This is a genomic window from Sphingomicrobium sp. XHP0239, assembly GCF_039555325.1.
GTDB classification, from domain to species: domain Bacteria; phylum Pseudomonadota; class Alphaproteobacteria; order Sphingomonadales; family Sphingomonadaceae; genus Sphingomicrobium; species Sphingomicrobium maritimum.
Window position 1 is genome coordinate 2,333,557 of sequence record NZ_CP154608.1, and the last position, 16,440, is coordinate 2,349,996.

General features: G+C 65.4%; 19 protein-coding genes. 8 read left to right on the forward strand and 11 right to left on the reverse strand.

Annotation, left to right across the window (positions count from 1 at the left end):
• Nucleotides 1–1,098 (forward strand): AI-2E family transporter, encoded by a 1,098-nt coding sequence (locus WJT74_RS11810; protein WP_343345157.1) that lies wholly within the window; start codon nucleotides 1–3, stop codon nucleotides 1,096–1,098.
• A gap of 18 nt (nucleotides 1,099–1,116) precedes the next feature.
• On the opposite strand, the gene WJT74_RS11815 is transcribed toward WJT74_RS11810, so the two are convergent.
• Both WJT74_RS11815 and rpsU read right to left on the reverse strand, forming a co-directional pair.
• A complete protein-coding gene (locus WJT74_RS11815; protein ID WP_343345159.1) occupies nucleotides 1,117–1,710 on the reverse strand; it encodes an FKBP-type peptidyl-prolyl cis-trans isomerase in 594 nt (197 codons plus the stop codon).
• Between the two features lie 78 nt (nucleotides 1,711–1,788).
• Nucleotides 1,789–1,995, reverse strand: coding sequence for a 30S ribosomal protein S21 (gene rpsU / locus WJT74_RS11820; RefSeq protein WP_245112460.1), 207 nt, complete (start codon nucleotides 1,993–1,995; stop codon nucleotides 1,789–1,791).
• A gap of 320 nt (nucleotides 1,996–2,315) precedes the next feature.
• On the opposite strand from rpsU, the gene WJT74_RS11825 reads away from it, so the two are divergent.
• Nucleotides 2,316–2,933, forward strand: a complete 618-nt coding sequence (locus tag WJT74_RS11825) for a murein L,D-transpeptidase catalytic domain family protein (protein WP_343348189.1) — start codon at nucleotides 2,316–2,318, stop codon at nucleotides 2,931–2,933.
• Nucleotides 2,934–3,012: 79 nt separating this feature from the next.
• Here the strand turns inward: WJT74_RS11825 and WJT74_RS11830 are convergent, their stop codons facing one another.
• Entirely contained in the window at nucleotides 3,013–4,344 is a 1,332-nt protein-coding gene (locus WJT74_RS11830) for a L,D-transpeptidase family protein (protein ID WP_343345163.1), read from the reverse strand.
• A gap of 158 nt (nucleotides 4,345–4,502) precedes the next feature.
• Here WJT74_RS11830 and WJT74_RS11835 point away from each other — a divergent pair, with 158 nt between their 5' ends.
• On the forward strand, nucleotides 4,503–4,844 hold the full coding sequence (locus WJT74_RS11835) for a PilZ domain-containing protein (RefSeq protein WP_343345165.1): 342 nt from the start codon (nucleotides 4,503–4,505) through the stop codon (nucleotides 4,842–4,844).
• Here the strand turns inward: WJT74_RS11835 and WJT74_RS11840 are convergent.
• Complete coding sequence (locus WJT74_RS11840) at nucleotides 4,841–5,485, reverse strand: arylesterase (protein WP_343345168.1); 645 nt, start codon at nucleotides 5,483–5,485, stop codon at nucleotides 4,841–4,843. The genes WJT74_RS11835 and WJT74_RS11840 overlap by 4 nt on opposite strands.
• Before the next feature lie 59 nt (nucleotides 5,486–5,544).
• Here WJT74_RS11840 and WJT74_RS11845 point away from each other — a divergent pair, with 59 nt between their 5' ends.
• Nucleotides 5,545–6,213, forward strand: a complete 669-nt coding sequence (locus WJT74_RS11845) for an ABC transporter ATP-binding protein (RefSeq protein ID WP_343345170.1) — start codon at nucleotides 5,545–5,547, stop codon at nucleotides 6,211–6,213.
• Complete coding sequence (locus WJT74_RS11850) at nucleotides 6,210–8,687, forward strand: ABC transporter permease (RefSeq protein ID WP_343345173.1); 2,478 nt, start codon at nucleotides 6,210–6,212, stop codon at nucleotides 8,685–8,687. Before WJT74_RS11845 ends, WJT74_RS11850 begins: the two co-directional genes overlap by 4 nt.
• A gap of 171 nt (nucleotides 8,688–8,858) precedes the next feature.
• Here WJT74_RS11850 and WJT74_RS11855 read toward each other — a convergent pair whose 3' ends face one another.
• Entirely contained in the window at nucleotides 8,859–8,990 is a 132-nt protein-coding gene (locus tag WJT74_RS11855; protein WP_343345175.1) for a hypothetical protein, read from the reverse strand.
• A gap of 40 nt (nucleotides 8,991–9,030) precedes the next feature.
• Nucleotides 9,031–9,912 carry a peptidylprolyl isomerase gene (locus WJT74_RS11860; protein WP_343345178.1) on the reverse strand — a complete coding sequence of 294 codons (882 nt, stop codon included), beginning with the start codon at nucleotides 9,910–9,912 and terminating at the stop codon, nucleotides 9,031–9,033.
• Between the two features lie 42 nt (nucleotides 9,913–9,954).
• On the opposite strand from WJT74_RS11860, the gene WJT74_RS11865 reads away from it, so the two are divergent.
• The gene (locus tag WJT74_RS11865) at nucleotides 9,955–10,188 is read left to right on the forward strand and encodes a hypothetical protein (RefSeq protein ID WP_343345181.1); all 234 of its coding nucleotides are present in this window, start codon (nucleotides 9,955–9,957) and stop codon (nucleotides 10,186–10,188) included.
• A complete protein-coding gene (locus WJT74_RS11870; RefSeq protein ID WP_343345182.1) occupies nucleotides 10,185–10,646 on the forward strand; it encodes a hypothetical protein in 462 nt (153 codons plus the stop codon). Before WJT74_RS11865 ends, WJT74_RS11870 begins: the two co-directional genes overlap by 4 nt.
• Here WJT74_RS11870 and WJT74_RS11875 read toward each other — a convergent pair.
• From WJT74_RS11875 to WJT74_RS11890, 4 genes are all read right to left on the reverse strand, one after another.
• On the reverse strand, nucleotides 10,643–11,050 hold the full coding sequence (locus WJT74_RS11875; RefSeq protein WP_343345184.1) for a lasso peptide biosynthesis B2 protein: 408 nt from the start codon (nucleotides 11,048–11,050) through the stop codon (nucleotides 10,643–10,645). The two genes, WJT74_RS11870 and WJT74_RS11875, sit on opposite strands and share 4 nt — an antisense overlap.
• The gene (locus WJT74_RS11880; protein ID WP_343345187.1) at nucleotides 11,047–12,780 is read right to left on the reverse strand and encodes an asparagine synthase-related protein; all 1,734 of its coding nucleotides are present in this window, start codon (nucleotides 12,778–12,780) and stop codon (nucleotides 11,047–11,049) included. Before WJT74_RS11880 ends, WJT74_RS11875 begins: the two co-directional genes overlap by 4 nt.
• A 502-nt stretch (nucleotides 12,781–13,282) precedes the next feature.
• Nucleotides 13,283–14,920, reverse strand: a complete 1,638-nt coding sequence (locus WJT74_RS11885) for an ABC transporter ATP-binding protein (RefSeq protein ID WP_343345189.1) — start codon at nucleotides 14,918–14,920, stop codon at nucleotides 13,283–13,285.
• Entirely contained in the window at nucleotides 14,917–15,240 is a 324-nt protein-coding gene (locus tag WJT74_RS11890; protein ID WP_343345191.1) for a PqqD family protein, read from the reverse strand. The genes WJT74_RS11885 and WJT74_RS11890 overlap by 4 nt, the downstream gene beginning before the upstream one ends.
• 14 nt (nucleotides 15,241–15,254) lie before the next feature.
• Between WJT74_RS11890 and WJT74_RS11895 the strand changes: the two genes are divergently transcribed.
• Nucleotides 15,255–16,163, forward strand: a complete 909-nt coding sequence (locus WJT74_RS11895; RefSeq protein WP_343345193.1) for a hypothetical protein — start codon at nucleotides 15,255–15,257, stop codon at nucleotides 16,161–16,163.
• Nucleotides 16,164–16,245: 82 nt separating this feature from the next.
• Here the strand turns inward: WJT74_RS11895 and ykgO are convergent, their stop codons facing one another.
• The gene (ykgO, locus tag WJT74_RS11900; protein WP_006833921.1) at nucleotides 16,246–16,371 is read right to left on the reverse strand and encodes a type B 50S ribosomal protein L36; all 126 of its coding nucleotides are present in this window, start codon (nucleotides 16,369–16,371) and stop codon (nucleotides 16,246–16,248) included.
• Nucleotides 16,372–16,440: the final 69 nt, after the last annotated feature.

Below are 16,440 nucleotides of genomic sequence, written 5' to 3' on the forward strand. Positions count from 1 at the left end.
ATGGTGGCGCCCGATCCTCAGACGACCGGCCCCACCGAAATCGAGGATCCGCGCCTTCGGTTGGAGGTCAAGAAAGCGCTGATCTGGCTCGGCATGGCGACGCTGTTCGCGCTCGTCATTCTAGCGGCCGGCCCCCTGTTGCTCATCGTCGCGGGCATGATCTTTGCGGTCGCCCTCGACGGCGGGACGCGGCTTCTGGGCAGGGTCCTTCCCATCGGGCGCGGCTGGCGTCTCATGCTGGTCATCATCGGGGTGTTCGGGTTTCTCGGCTGGACCGTCTGGACAGCCGGTACCGCGTTCGTCGCGCAATTCGCGGCGTTGCGGGAGCTCGTCGTCGGCCAGTTCGAACGGCTTCTGGCCTGGGCATCGGCAAGCGGCATGATCGACGACATGAGCATCGACGCCGTGTCGGGCCAGATGTTCGCATCGGTCGGGCGCGTCACCAGCCTTCTGGGATCCGCGATCGGCGCCCTCACCGCGTCTCTCCTCGTCGTCGTGATTGGGATCTTCATTGCCGCCGAACCGCGCCTCTACGATCGCGGCGTGGGATGGATGCTGCCGAGGCGAATGCGCCCGTCCTTCTACGAGATTTCCGACCAGGTCGGCTGGGCACTGCGACGCCTGCTCGCCGGACGGCTGATCGGCATGTTCATCGAAGGGCTGTTCACGTACGTCATGCTGACGCTGGGCGCGCGGTTGCTGGGGCTGCCTAGCTTTCCGCTCGCGGGGCTGTTGGCACTGCTGACCGGGCTGTTCGCATTCATTCCCAACGTCGGCGCAGTCCTGTCGGGGATGCTGATGATCGCGGTCGGCTTCTCGCTTTCCCAAGAAGCGGGGTTCTACGCCATCTTCGTCTATCTGTTCGTCCAGAACTTCGACGGCTACGTCGTCATTCCGATGATCGCGCGGCGCACCGTCGACCTGGCGCCCGCGTTGGTGCTGGCGACGCAGATCATCATGGGAACGTTGTTCGGGATCCTCGGCCTCATGCTGGCCGATCCGGTCGTGGCCGCGATCAAGGCCGCGCTCGAACGCTACAGCGCCTTCCGCGACGAACAGGCCAACATTGCCGCTTCGCGCAAACCCAAAGTCTTGTGATCGCCGACTAGCCGCCGACTAGGGGGTCGGCGTCCCGATCGGCGGCGGGCCAGCGCCTTCGACGGGCGGGGGGCCTTCGCCCGGCGCCGTGGGCGGCGGTCCGCCACCACCCTGCATCTGCTGCTGCTGCGCAATCAGCATCGGGGCGATCCCGCGGCCGACTTCGACGATCGTCAATTCGAAGACCAAGTCGGAATTGGGCGGAATCGGCGATCCGGGGCGCACTTCCGAGCCATAAGCCTGCTCGGCCGGCAGGAACAGGCGGTAGCGGCCGCCCGGACGCATCTGGGTCCAGACTTCGGCGAACCCGGGGACCAGGGCCTGCGCGTACATGGGTACCGGCGAGCCCGTCGTATCCTCGAACACCTCGCCCGTGGCTGCGAGCGAACCGACATATTCGACCAGCGCCGCGTCATCGAGGGTCATCGGCTCGTCTTCGCCCTGTTCGAGGACGCGAAGATTGACGCCGGTCTCGCTGGTCTCACCCTGCAAGGGAGAGGTCGAACAAGTCGCGAGCGCGAACGCCAGCGCAACCAGTACCGCCATCGCGATCCAGAACTTCAGGAGCGAACCCTTGGCGATCGGACGCAACGGTACCTGGGTGGCCGACATTGCAGATGCTCCTGAAGGAGAAGGCTGGCGGACCGAACATTCGGCCCGAAGAGAAAGGCGTGAAGGGGATGGGTCCCCTTAGCGACCGCCCTCGCGTTCCATACGCTTGCGCTCGAGCTTGCGCGCACGACGCACGGCAGCGGCCTTTTCACGGGCACGCTTTTCGCTCGGCTTTTCGTAATGGCGGCGCAGCTTCATCTCGCGATAGACGCCTTCACGCTGCAGCTTCTTCTTGAGCGCGCGCAGCGCTTGGTCGACGTTGTTGTCGCGAACGATAATCTGCATAAAAAACCACCAGCTCCTTTGACCGGAGCCGCACGGACGGGCACCGGAAAATGATCATGAGAATCGGATCGTCCGGCCGCAGTGCGACCGACGAAGAAGGGGCGCCCCTAACAGGAAGCGCCTATCGAGGCAACTCTTATAGCAGGTCCCGATCGGTTTGTCGCGTGGCAGAAGTGCGATGAACCGTGGCACTCCGCTGCCCAGACGACGGATCGGCCTCATGACCGGTTAACCTTCTGTTGTTTATAAGGTTTCCCGAATCACGAACCATGTGGGGAGGGACCGGGCGTATGCAGCTTGGACGGCGAGACTTGTTGAAAATGGCAGGCGCGGGGGCGGCGATCAGCGCGCTTCCGGGAGCCGCGGCGGCGCAGATGCTGCCCCGCGTGCCCGTTCCCCAGCTTCCAAACATCGCCGCGCCCCGAGGCGTCGACCGCGCGCTGTTCGAGCGTGCCCGCGCGGCGCTCATGCGTCATTCGGACCGCATCCGGCACCGCGACCGCATCGGTATCGTCGACTACAGCCTGCGTTCGGACGAGGCGCGCTTCCATATCGTCGACACCGCGACCGGTCAGACGCGCAGCCATCTCGTCAGCCACGGCAGCGGTTCGGACCGCAACCACAACGGCTTTCTCGACCATTTCTCGAACCAGCATAACAGCTATGCGACCAGCGCGGGCACCTACCAGACCGCCAACCGCTATCACGGCAAATACGGCCTCTCAATGAAGCTGCACGGGTTGGACGACAGCAATTCCAACGCTTTCTCGCGCTACATCGTCATGCACTCGGCCTGGTATGCCGAACAGGATATGGTCCACAAGCATGGCAAGCTCGGACGGTCGCAGGGCTGCTTCGCGCTCGGACGCGCCGACCATTGGAGCGCGATGGACCTGCTCGGCGACGGCCGCATGATTTACGCCGACAAGCTGGCGTAACTTCACCGCTTCCGACGACAATAAAAAGCCCCGCCGGCGACCGCCGACGGGGCTTTTTTCTTGATATGTTGATGCGCGACTAGTTCAGCGCCGCAACCTCGTCGCGCGGGGCGAGCGGATCGGCGCCGCGGGGGGCGTCGTTCAGCGTCGCCAGCACCGGCTTGTCGCGGTTGTAGATGTCCTCGTAGGCGAGGATGTCGCCGTCGGCTTTCGCCACCGCCGAGAAATAGACGATGTGCACGGGGATCGGCTTCACGAACTTGGCACCCGTATTCTCACCCGAATTGATCACTTCGGCAGTCTTCGCCGCGGACCAGTCGCCACCGTCTTCCTCGAGCAGGATCGTCGCGAGCTTGAGGATATTTTCGGTCCGGATGCAGCCGTGACTGCGTGCCCGTTCCTCGGCGTTGAACAGCCCCCGCGCGTTGGTGTCGTGCAGATAGATGAGGTGCGGATTGTACATCACGAACTTGACGCGACCCAGCGAATTGGACGGCCCCGGCGGCTGGCGCCAGCGGATGATCGAGCCGTCGTCGCCCCGCACGGCTTCGTAGCCGGCCTTGCCCCGCACTTCGGGTTCGATCGACTTGGGCACGTTCCAGTAGGGATTGAAGATCACGCCCGTCGCTTCGACCGACAGTTGCGGCGTCGGGGTGTTTTTCGCTCCGGCGACCGCGCGGTGGCGCGACAGGGTCTCGCCATTCTCGACCAGCGCCGCGGTATAGGCGGGCACGTTCACGATGATGTAGCGATCGCCCAGATCGCGCGGCAACCAGCGCCAGCGATCCATGTTGAGCCGAATTTCCGCGACATTCTTCGCGCGGGCAGCGCTGCCCTTGCCGATTTCTTTCTTCAACGCAGCCTTCAGGGCTTCGTACTGCGGATGTGTAGGCATCAGCGCGTCGAGGCTGCCGGTAATGTCGTTGTCGTAGAGCGCGCGCAGCGTCAGGTACCGCAGATCGCCTTCTTTCTGCAGATCGGGGTCCACGACATGCCAGTCGATCCGCGACTTTTCGCCCGCATGACCACGCGCCAGATCGTTCGCCAGCCGTTCGTATCGCTCGGTTGCGGCGGCGGAGACCTCTTCGGCACTGCCCGAGGCGCGGATCGCGCGCAGCCCTGCCGCGTCATAGTCCGCCGGGGTCAACCCATGCTGATGAATGACGTCGATGTAGGACAGGAGTTCGTCAACGTCTCCGGCCTGCCAGACGGGGACCGCCTGGACTGCGGCGCGCGACTGATCGTTGGCGACCGCATCCTGCGATGCGTCGACGGCGACTTCCTCGACCGGAACACGCGCATCGTCGGCGGGTGGCATGCTCGGCGGCGGCGGGGCTGCCAGCGCGGCAGCGGCCGGGATCAGGATGCTCGCCGCACCCAGTCGGACCATCGAATTCGTCAATATCGTCACGTCTTCCATCCCCTCGCAGCGCCGCGGATCGCGGCATTTCTGCTGTGTCCCCTATCACTTAGCAATATGATCGAAGCTGAACGGCTTGGCAAACGAAACCCGAATTGGTCGCTTTTTTGTTGCCACTTGTCGCACGAATCGCGCAGCGTATCGGGCAGATGAAACAGGCGACTCAGGATAAGAAGATCGCGCGCATCGCTCCCGTCGACCCGGCGGTCGAACGGCGTCGCAGTCAGCGCCAGACGGTCGAGATCGACGCGCTGATGCGCGAGATGGGAGCCGAGGGTTTCGATGTACGCCTGATCGACCTGTCGACGCATGGCTTCCAGGCCGAGATCGTCGGCACCGAGGAAGTCGATGTCGGCGCGCGCATCTGGCTGATGGTGCAGGGCTGCGAGCGACAGAGCGCGCTCGTCAAATGGATCGCGGGCGCGCGGCTGGGGGCGGAATTCGCGCAGCCGGTCGACGTCGACGCGCTTCTTTCGGGCGGCGTCGGCTAGAGCGCGTCCAGTTCGCTCGTCGCGACCGGCAGCATGGCGGTCACGATCCGCTTGATCCCCCGATAGGTTGGATGGACCCCGTCCGGAAGCAGCATGCCAGGCTCGCTCGCTAGTTCCTGCGGAAGAAACGGATGGACCGTGACCCCGTACCGTTCGCCGAGCGACGTGTAGACGCCGTCGAACCGCTCGATATAGGCGCGATCGTAATTCTGCGCCGCGGGAATGGCGGCGAGCAGCACGCGGATATCGTCCTGTTGAAAGCGTTCGATGAGCGCCGCGAGGTTGCGTTCCACCTCTGCCGGATCGACCGCGCGAAGCATGTCGTTGCCGCCCAGTTCGAGGATGACCATGTCAGGGGTGCGATCGAGATTGTCGAGCGTCCATTCGACCCGATCCAGGCCCTGCGCGCTGGTTTCGCCCGAAACGCCCGCGTCGATGACCCGCACCGTGCGCCCTTCGCGGCGCAACGCATCCTCGAGCTGCGGCGCGAACCCCAACCCTTCGTCGAGGCCGTAGCCGGCTGTCAGACTGTCCCCAAAGGCGAGGATGGTGACGGGTTCGGCACGGTCGGTCGAAGGCTGCGCGCCGCCCGTCGAGGGCAGGGCGAGAAGCATCAGCAGAAGAGCGAGGAGACGTAGCATGGACCTTATGGCGGCTAGCGCGATTGCGCGCGGGCCGCAATCTTTCTACCCGCGAGCTCATGACCGACCCTCTTCTCTCCCTCTCCAATGTAACGTTTGGCCTCGGCAAGGGCGCCGCGCGCGTCGACATTCTGAAAGGGGTCGATCTGGCGCTGGCGCCCGGCGAGACGCTCGCGATCCTCGGGCCGTCGGGGTCGGGCAAGTCCTCGCTGATGAGCGTGATCGCGGGGCTCGACCGTCCCGACGGCGGCACCGTGCAGGTGCTGGGCGAGGAATTGACCGGCCTGTCGCAGGACCGGCTCGCGCAGCTTCGCGGACGACGGATCGGGATCGTGCTTCAGGACTTCCAGTTGCTGCCGACGATGACCGCGCACGAGAATGTCGCGGTGCCGCTCGAACTGGCGGGCCGCGCCGATGCGGACGATCGCGCCCGGGCCGAGCTGGACCGGGTGGGGCTGGGCGACCGGATGACCCATTACCCTTCCCAGTTGTCGGGCGGCGAGCAACAGCGTGTCGCCATCGCCCGCGCCACCGCGCCGGGACCCGAATTGCTGCTGGCGGACGAACCGACCGGCAATCTCGACAGCGCCACCGGCGCGGCGATCGTCGAGCTGCTTTTCGACCGGGCGCGCAGCGAAGGCGCAGGCCTCGTCGTCATCACCCATGACGCGGAACTCGCCGCGCGCGCCGACCGCACTCTTCACATGCGCGACGGAAAGCTGGCGTGAGCCTCGGCGCTCGGCTCGCCAAACGCGATCTGAAAGGCGGGTTCGGCGGACTCGGCCTGCTCTTCACCTGTCTGCTTCTCAGCATCGCGGGCCTGGCCGCCGTGCTTAGCCTCGTCGCGGCGATGGAAAGCGCGATCGACGACAGCGGACGGTCGCTTCTGGGCGGCGACCTCAAGTTTGAGCAGGCGCAGCGTCCCGCCACCGAGGCGGAACTGGCAGTGCTGCGCGACGCCGGCGAGATCAGCGTCGGGGTTGCCACCCGCGCGATGCTGCTGACCGAAGACGACTTCGCGCTGATCGACCTGCGGTCAGGCGACGATGCCTATCCTCTCGCGGGCGAGATCGTCTTCGCGCAAGGGGTGCGGCCGTCAAATGCGGAACAGATCGCGCTCGGCGCCGAGATTGCGTCACGCTCCGGCCTGGCCGTCGGTGACACGGTCGATCTCGGGCAGGCAAGTTTCACCGTGAGCGGCCTGATCGACCGGATGCCGGGCGGCAGCTTCGTTCTCGCGCCGCCCGCGCTTCTCACCGACGAAGGCATGGCTCGCACCCAATTGGTCGTTCCGGGTAGCCTCGTCGACTATGAGGTGCGTGTTTTGGTCGAGGGCGATCGCGATCTCAATGCGCTCGGCGAGGAATTGGCGTCGCAGCTCGAACCCATCGGTTGGGACGTCGATACGCGCGAGGGCGCGGCGGGTGGCACGCAGCGGTTCGTCTCGTCCACAGGAGACATGCTCCTGTTCGTCGCGATCGCGGCGCTCGGCATCGGTGCCCTGGGGATCGGCAGCGCCATGCGCGCATTCGCCGCCTCCCGCCGCGAGACGATCGCGCGGCTGAAGCTGGTGGGCGCCACCACCGCGCCGCTTCGCTCCATGCTCGGGATCGAGATTCTCCTGGTTGCCACGCTGGCGATCGTACCTGCGTTGGCCATCGGCGCGCTTGCCCCCCTCATCGTTGGCGAGATCGTGGCCGACCGCCTGCCGCTGGCCCCCGATCCGGGACCGCATTGGGGCGCATTGGGTCTGGCCGCGGCCGTCGGGATATTGACCACCCTGGCGGTCAGCTGGCGCCCGCTGGCCTCCGCGCTCCGCACGCAGCCCAAGGCGACGCTTCGCCAGACGGCGGCGCCCGGCGACATGGATGCGCGGCGAAGCGATTGGATCGTTCCGCTGGTCGCGACGGCAGGGGTCGTGGGGTTGCTGCTGCTCGCCGCCGACACACCGTTCCTCGCAGCGGTCGCGATCGGATCGTTGCTTGGGCTCGCGATCCTGTTCCTGCTGTTCGGGTGGCTGGTCCGCCGTCTCGCCCGCAGCGCGCGGCACATCGGTAGCCCCGTCGTCCGGCTCGGCATCGCCGCGCTCGACCGTCCCGGGAATGCGACCCAGCGGCTGGTACTGGCGCTCGGGCTCGGCCTGTCTATTCTCGTGGCGCTCGGCGCGGGCGGGCAAAGCCTGCTGACAGAAATCGATACTGCCATCCCCGATCGCGCACCCTCGCATTTCATCATCGATGTTCCGCGCGATCGCGAGGCGGATCTGAGGGCGCTGGCCGAACGCGAGGCGCCCGGCGCCGAAGTTCGCGTCGTGCCCAGCTTGCGCGCCGCCGTGACCGCCGTGGATGGCGTTGCCGTGGCAGACCTTCCCGAAGATCAGCAGAGCTGGCTGGTTCGCGGGGATCGGGGCCTCACCTTCTCCGCCGAGGTGCCCGAAGGCAATCGCGTGACCGCGGGCGAATGGTGGCCCACAGACTATGACGGCCCGCCGCTGATCAGCCTCGAGAACGAGGCTGCCGACGATCTGGGCATCACGGTGGGCGATACACTGACCTTCTCGATCGCAGGCCGCGAGATTACCGCCACCATCGCCTCGCTGCGCGAAGTGGACTGGCAGACGTTCGGTTTCAACTTCGGGATCGTGTTCGCGCCGGGCACGCTCGAGGATGCCCCCTACACTCTTCTGGCCCAGCTCGAGCCGGGTGCTACCGGGCTGGCCGACGGTTTCGAACGGCGTCTTGCGACCGAACTGCCGATGGTGACGGCGATCAGCGTGGCTGGCATTCTTGCCGAAGTGCGCTCGATCCTGACGGCGCTCGACGCCGCCATCCGCATCGCGGTGGCCCTGGCCATTGCCATCGGTGTCATCGTGCTCGCCGGTTCGGTCGTCGCGACGCGAGCAGCGAGAGCGCGCGATCTCACGCTGCTTCGGCTGGTCGGCGCGCGCTGGCGGCAATTGGTGGCGAGCCAGCTGACCGAATTCGCCCTTCTGTCGGTCACTGCGGTCGCGCTCGCCTTCGCGACAGGCCTCGCGCTCGCCTACGCCGCGATCGTCTATCAGTTCGAAATCGCCTTCCGTCCCGACATGGTCCAGCTGGGGTTGCTTGCCGCAGCCTCGATCGCATTGGCGATCGGTTCGGCGATGATCGCGGTCTGGCCTGCGCTGACCGCCTCGACCGGTCGTGCGCTCAAGGCCAGGTGATGCCCTCCAGCCACGCCGGATTGACCCATTTTAAGACATTGGAAACCATGCGCGGATCGGGACGTTTAAGAGGCGAAAGGATTCTCTTATGGCTTCCCGACCCGTTCCCCAGATGCGAGCCCCTTATGCGACCCGATCCTATATCGCGACTTATCGGGCGGACGGGGCCAACTACTGCCCGGGCTGCGGCCAGTCGCACTGGATCGTCGGCCGGATTTCCGCGGAGTGCGCGCGTTGCGCGACGGCTCTTCCGCTCGCGGAGAGCGTCCATTCCTTCGACAGCGCCTCGGTCGTCGTGGCCACGGACCGCCGCCCCCATCTTCACGCCATTTAAGGCGGAAGATCAGCCGTCGACCCGCCGCACCGGCACGTTGACGTTGCACACGTCCACTCCGCCCGCCGCGACGCGATAGAAATCATCGTTTCGGTTGGCGCGTACCGACAGGTAGCGCGCGAAGGCCTCGCTATCTTCCCGCATGACCTGATAACGGGGGATCGGCTCTTCCTGCAGCATTGCGGCGAGGACCGAGCGCGTGATGGGGACGGGCGTTTCGTTTTCAGCGTACATTCCCAGTCCTTCGGATCCGCGCGGAAGCGAAGAAAGATATTCGATCCCGTCGATGACGCGGCCGACGATTGCGATATTCCGGTCGAGATGGCGAGGAGCGTGGCCGATCACCGCGTAGAGTTCGCTACCCGACCCCGTTTCCGGGTCGAGCCCGCGCCCCACCCCGACGGTGCCATAGCAATGTGTCAGGCTTGCGGTTCCGTCGCGATAAAGCGCCACCGGCCATCCGTCGACGAACCCTGCTGCCGACGCATAGCTGTCGCTCGAACCCAGTCCCGTGACCTTGAGGTCGGACACCGGTCGAACATATTCGGCCGCCGGTCGTTCGCTCACCCCGGCCGGAAGCCTTCGCTCTTCGTCGCCGACGCCCCATTGCGCGACGTAATTATCCTGGACGCGATAGACGCTGGCTCCCGACCAGTGGGCGTTGCGCGCGAACGACTGGATATTGGCGACATGTTCGGGCGCGAACGTCGGGTTGAGCTCGATCACGACGCGCCGGCCTCCCTCGAGGTCGACCAGCAAGAGAAGCTCGGGATCGACGTCGCGCCACGCCTCATCGGGTGCGGCTTCGACGATCTGTCCCGGCGTCACTTTTGGGAGTGGTGGCGCAGGATCCTGAAACGTCAGCGAAAGGGCGGCGAACAGGATCGACATGGTCTAAGCACTCCAGGGGTGACAGCAGGATGACAACCGAACATGGCAGCGTTGCCCCAAAGAGCAAGCGGCCACCTGAATCGCGACTTTCGAAACTTTTTGGCCATTTCAGCCATTCAGTGTCGCATGGACGACCTTTCTCACCAGAAGCTTTCGCCGCACGAACTGCGCGAGATGGCCGACACGAGCGGCGATCCTGTCATCCGCCGCGCGCTTGAAACCTTGGCGCGCGACGTAGAGGAAGAGGGCACCGATCTTCTGGAGAGCGCCAAATGAAGTCCGTTGCCTTGATCATCCCGCTCGCTGCCCTGGCGTTGGCGTCATGCGGCGAAACCGAAGTGGCCGAAGATACCGGCGTCGACGTCCGAGGCACGCTTCAGGACGAGTTGTTCGATCGTTCGCCCGTCGATCGCGACATTGCGCTCAAGCGCGCCATCCGCGGAAACGGCGGTGTGTGCGATCTCGTCAATTATTCGGGTTTCGTCACCGAATATGAGAATGTCGACATGTGGACCGCCAACTGCGACGCGGACGTCGAATGGGCGATCTTCATCGGCAATGACGATACGGCGCAGATCCGCTATTGCGACGACGTCGGAGCGGCCGGCCTTCCCGAATGCGAAATCACGCGGCTCAACAGCGAGGGGCAGAACACGCCCGAGGTGACGCCCGTCACCGATGGATCGAACGAACCCGACTATGAGGCCGCTCCCGCCGAAGCTCCCGCGAACTAAACGGGCGGCGCGTCGGGAAAGCGGGCGAGTTCGACGAACTCGTGCGCGTTGCGATGGCCCACCACCGGCACCTCGCCGCTCGACAGCCAGACGTGCGCTTCCAGACCGTCCGCTCCCCGGCGCGACCCGAAATGATAGGTCGCCGCATATCCGCGCCGCGCCAGCATCCGTTGCGCTGCGAGCGCTTGCTCGAAACACATCGGTCGCCAGGGCAGACGCCGCGCCCACCCGCGGATGACCCGCTCGATCCGCCGCGCTGTTCGATTGTCCGCCGGCGGCCGGGCACTTTGGGTGCCCGCAACCAGCTCTTCGAAGGAGCGTCGGCGAAGCGCCACCGAGGCCACGACGAGATCGCGAAGCGCCTCGGCCATGAACCGCCACGACAGGCGTTCCGGCTTGCTCATTGCTCCGCGACCCACTGAGCGAACGCGGCGCCGGTGAGCGTTCGCATCAGCCGCACGCGATAGGTCATGACCTGCTCTTCATCGTTCCATCCGCTGGCCGGCCATTGACGAAGCGTGCGATCCATCGCCTCAACGTCGAAAATCTCGGCGCCCGGATGGCCGTCGCGCAGCCGATCGACGATCTGCCGCATCAGCGCCGCATCGCGGATCGCGGCGGCGCGCCAGTCCGCGCCCTGCATTCCGCCGGCGCGACCCAGTCGGATGATTTCGGGCAATCGCGGATCGAGCATCGCGCGCTGAACCCGTCGTACGCGCTTCGGCTGGCGATACAGCTCCTCGGGCAGTCGCAGCGAGAAGGCCACCAGTTCGGGATGGCCGTAGGGGTCGACCAGTTCGACCCCGTGCCGCCGCCGTGCCGCCCTTTTGCTGTTGGCCAAGTCGAGTTGGAGAATGACGTCGCGAAGCCGCCGCTGCGGAAAGGGCATGCCGTCGGCGGGCTGGTCGGCCTGGTATCCCGCCGCGACCGCGCGTCGGCGTTCGCTCGCAACGAAACGGTTGCTTGTCTTGAGATACATCCGTTTCGCCTGACGCCGTCCGGCCGAAGGTGTCTTGAGCCGCAGCAGCCACTCGGGGGGCGCCTCGCGCCAGACCGCGCGTAGCCCGTGCCCGCCGTGCCGTGCGCATTCGGCCAACATGTCCCGCCATCGACGCTGCGCCGCGAGCGCGACCACCGGATGTTCGCCATTGTGACCGATCGTGAAATTGCCGAGCGTGCCGTCGAAGACGGTGCCATCACCCAATGTGGCGGCAAGAGCCTGGCACCCGTCCATCCATCCGAGATTGGACGGATTGTACATAGGACGCTCGAACGCTTCGAAGCCCCAGTCGATCGCTTCGCGCAGACCAGAAGGTGCGGCGCGCAGCCGATAATGATCACCGCCCCCGCCGACTGCGTGATAGGCCGCGTGGGCAAGCGGATATTCGTCTATCGTGTCGCCGCCCGCCGCCTCGGCATGGACCGAGGGCGATCCGGTAATCGCGTCGCCGAGATTGCCCGCCTGGGCCAGCCGCGACAACATGACATTGCTGTCCACGCCGGCGGACAGCAGAAGGGGCGCCTTGCCGTGCGCCTGCAGGCGCTTGTCCACCAGCCGCTCTGCGGTTGCGACGGCCTCCTCCAGCGACAGATCGAGTTGCTGAAGGTCGGGGGCCCAATAGAGCTCGACGCGGGGTTCGCGGCCCGGTTCGATCGTCACGATCGATCCGGGCGGTACGCGGTGAACGTCGCGATAGGCGGTCGCGTCCCGCGCTTCGGGGATCAGCAGCAGAAACCCGGCAAGCCAGTTGGCATCGACCCGCGGGCGGGCACCTAGCCTTCCGAGGGGAAGCATGTCGGAATGGACGAACAGTCGGCCGTCGTGCTGCCGATAATGGAGCGGTTCGCAGCCAAGCGCGTCGCGAAACAGGTGGACAGTCGTACCCTGCTGCCAGATGCCCGCGAAGATACCGGTGAGATCGCGTAGCGCTCGCGATCCGGCCTTCTCAAAGCCCGCGAGGAGAAGTGCAGCCTGCGAGGCATTGTCGTCCGTGGAATCGCCCGCCAGCTCGTGAAGCGACCCCGTCTCGCCCAGCGAGCCGATCAGCCACAGTCGCGCATTTCCCAACTCGGCATCGGGTGCGCGAACGCTTCCGCTATCGAGCGGAAACGTGAAATCCAGCGATGTCAGCAAGGCGCGACTAGACGAAGGCCGAGCAGTTCACCACGCGCATCCCGCCACCACAGACGGAATCATTTCCTTCGCCGCTCGCGTTGGTACCGTTACGCGCCTGCTTGGCGTTAAGACGTGAGAGACGGGGGGCGTCCCAAACCAGTTTCTTTTCGCGTGCACGCATGACCGGATCCTTCGACACAAACATTGGAATCACCCGGGTTCGGGCGATAATCGTTAATGCTTGTAAAGGATTTTGGGTTCCGAGTCGACCGCCGACCTAGGCGCTCCCCTTGATCGTACCGGTTTTCCCGCTCGCTCCCTCGCCCATCGACAGTCGTCCGGGCATTTGCGCGGCTTTCGCAGCGATCCGGGACAGCGCCGGCGTCGTCCAGACAAGAAGGGCAGGGGGAACGGATCGCACGAGCTGTCTCGCATTGGGTCAAAAAAAGACACCCGCCGGGCGGGTGCGAAAACCGGTATAGAATGGTTGGGGTAAACGAAGTGTTGATGCTGGGGCGTGTCAGCCCAGAGCGACGCGGTCGTCCATCAAGTCCCACGTCTGCGGGCGGTGCGAGACCATCAGTACGGCGGCATCCGGCAATTCGGAACGGATCGCCGTAATCAGCGCCGCCTCGCTTTCGAGGTCGAGTGCCGCCGTCGCCTCGTCGAGAATGAGCAGGCTCGGGCGCCGCAGAATCGCACGGACGACCGCCAGTCGCTGCCGTTCTCCGCCCGAGATGCGAGCGGCGCGATCGCCAAGCCGCGTGTCGAGCGATCCCAGCCGCTCAATCAACGGCATCGCGCCGACCATCTCGATCAATCGCGCGACCTCGGCATCGGTCGCGTCTGCGGGCGGATCGATCATGGCCCGTGCCGTATTGCCGAGCAGCGTGCCGTCCTGACCGAGATAGGCGATCTCGCGTGGCCAGCGGGGTGCGTCCGAAGGATCGAACGGTGCATCGTTCAGGGTCATCGTCCCGTCCACCGGCCGGAGCAGTCCCGCCACCACGTCGACCAGCAGCGATTTTCCCGTTCCCGACGCGCCCTGCAGCGCGACCCAGCGCCCGCGCTGCACCACGCAATCGACCGGGCCGAGCGGTTCGCCGCGTGCGGGCAGAAGCAGGCCGCGCGCCTCCAGACGCTGCCACTCCAACCGATCGTCGTCGCTTTCTGCACAAAAACGTGTGCCGACGCGTGTCTCGCTGTCCAGCAGCGCGGCCAGCGGCAGGAAGCTCCCCGCATAGGCGAGAAACCGCTGCAATTGCGCGATCAACGCCCGTGCCGGCCCGACCATCCGCGCGAACAGGATCAGCAGCAGGAAGAAGACGCTCGTCTCCACTTCGATCGCCACGATCCCCACGTACAATATCGCTGCCAAACCCACGGCTGCTGCGAACTGATTGGCGACGTCGGCTTCCGCTTCGGCGCGTTCGATCGCGTAGAACCCGCCATATTCGGCTCCGACGAGCGCCTTGAACCGATCGACGAAGCCCTGTTCGCGTCCCTCTGCGAGCGCGGACTTGAGGCTCGCGTGAAACTGGAACCCATGCTCGCGCGCATCGCTGAGGGCGTCGAGCGCTTCCTGTCCTTTGCGCCCCGACCGTCGGACCCAGGTCCAGCTCGCCAACGAACTCAGCGCGAGCAATATCGTCGCCGCCGCCGCCATGGCCGGGGCCAGCGCAAAAGCGATCGCCGCCTTTACGGTCAGCAACAGCACCGACACCGCCATCATCAGAAGCTGCGTCACCGCCAGCGTCGTTCGCGGCACGTTGGCGTTCCAATATTGCTGCATCCGCGCCTGCCCGATGTCGCTGGCCGCGGGCCATCCGATCCGTGCCAGTGCCTCGGCCAGTTCGCCCGACAACGAGACCGAATAATCGCGATAGAAGGCTGCCTGCATCCGTCCGCGCACGAGCAAAAGGATGGCGCGGACCACCATGACGCACAGGAACGCGATCACTACGACCTCGATGCTGGCGAAAGCGGGTAACCAGTCTGGACCCTCGCCACTCAACGCCGCGAGAAGCGGCAGCAGAAGCAGGATCCCGATGCCTTCGACGAGAGCCGACACGGTCTGAAAGCCGATATAGATAAAGATCCGCCGGCCGAAGCGCTTCCGCATGTCACCCAGCAGAGGGCGGATGTGTTCGATCCTCACGCCCGGTCCACGATCACCAGACCCGAATCGACCAGTTCCTCGAGAAAGGACAGTGTCTCGGTGCGGCACCGCTCCACTGCAACGTCGTGGGTGTCGGCGAGCTTTTCGATTAGCGTTTCGACTGCAATGCCATCGCCGATCGCGTTCCAGATCCGCGTTCCCGTTGGGTCGAGTCCGTAGACCTCGCCGGCGGCGGGATCGAGCGCCATGAGTTCGCCATCGACCGCTCCCGTCGGGATCGACCGATTCTGTCGAATGTGGTCGGTGAGGAGGATCGCGCTCGCCTCTGCCATGCCAAAGGGGCTAAGGAGCATCGGCATGGGTGACAAGCAAAATGGATGAAAAGCTGCGGACCTTCGGCGCCTTCGGTCTGCGCATCGCCGCCCCCTTCTCCCTCACGGCGCTCCGCCCGGCGACGGGACCGGCCGACATCGCCATCGCACTCGACGAAGGCCCGGAGGGACCTCTGTACGATCAGGCCCGCTGGTCGGTCGAGGATGCAGGCGATCGCGTCGTCTTCGATATCGGTGCGCTTTCCTTCGCGGTGGAGGGCGGGCGCCGGATCGCCGTTACCGCTGCCCCCTCGGTCGCGCATCGCGAACTTGTGACCTGGCTCACCGGGCCGGTAATGGGTGCGGCGCTGTTGCAGCGCGGCATGTTGGCGGTTCACGCCAATGCGGTGGTATTCGCAGATGGCGAAGCGGCCGCGATGCTCGGATCGGCGGGAGACGGGAAATCGACGCTCGCCGCCGCGCTCGACGCGGGCGGGGTAGAGCCCCTTTGCGACGATCTGCTGGGCATCTCGTTCAACGCGGACGGTCACCCGCTCGTCCATCCCGGCATTCCGCGCGTGAAGCTCAAGCCCGAGGCTGCCGACCGGCTTGGGATCGACGTGTCCAATGCGCCCTTCGTCGGTGCGGGAATGCAGAAATATGAGGTCGCGCTGCGCAAAGAGGCCGCGTGGGACCGCTCGTTCCGTCTTTCGCGGCTTTACGTGCTCGAGCGAGGGCCCCTCGCGATCGAGCCGATCCGCGGGCAACGAGCGGCCGCCGTGCTACTCGAAAACCTGTTCTGGCCTGACGCGCAGGAAGCGCTGCCCGGCTATGCGGACCGTTTCGTGCAGGCGATGCGGCTTGCCGAGGCGGCCGATTGCTTCGTCTATCGGCGTCCGTTCGATCTCGATCGTATCGTCGAGACGCGCGATGCACTCATCGACCATTTGCGCACGCCGCTCCAACTATGACGAAAAACGCCCCCGACCCGAGGGGCGGAGGCGTTTCGATCATCGACCGCGCAATGCCCAGGGGGGGCATCCGCATAGGGCGTTAGCCCTGGCGCGCCTTGAAGCGGCGGTTGGTCTTGTTGATGACATAGGTCCGCCCGCGACGGCGGATAACGCGACAATCGCGATGACGCGACTTCAGCGATTTCAACGAGTTACGAATCTTCATGGCGAAAGCCCTGCCTCAAAATTATCTGGTTTTTCGGGAAGCCGAAAAGCTCAGAGGGGCAGGTAGTGG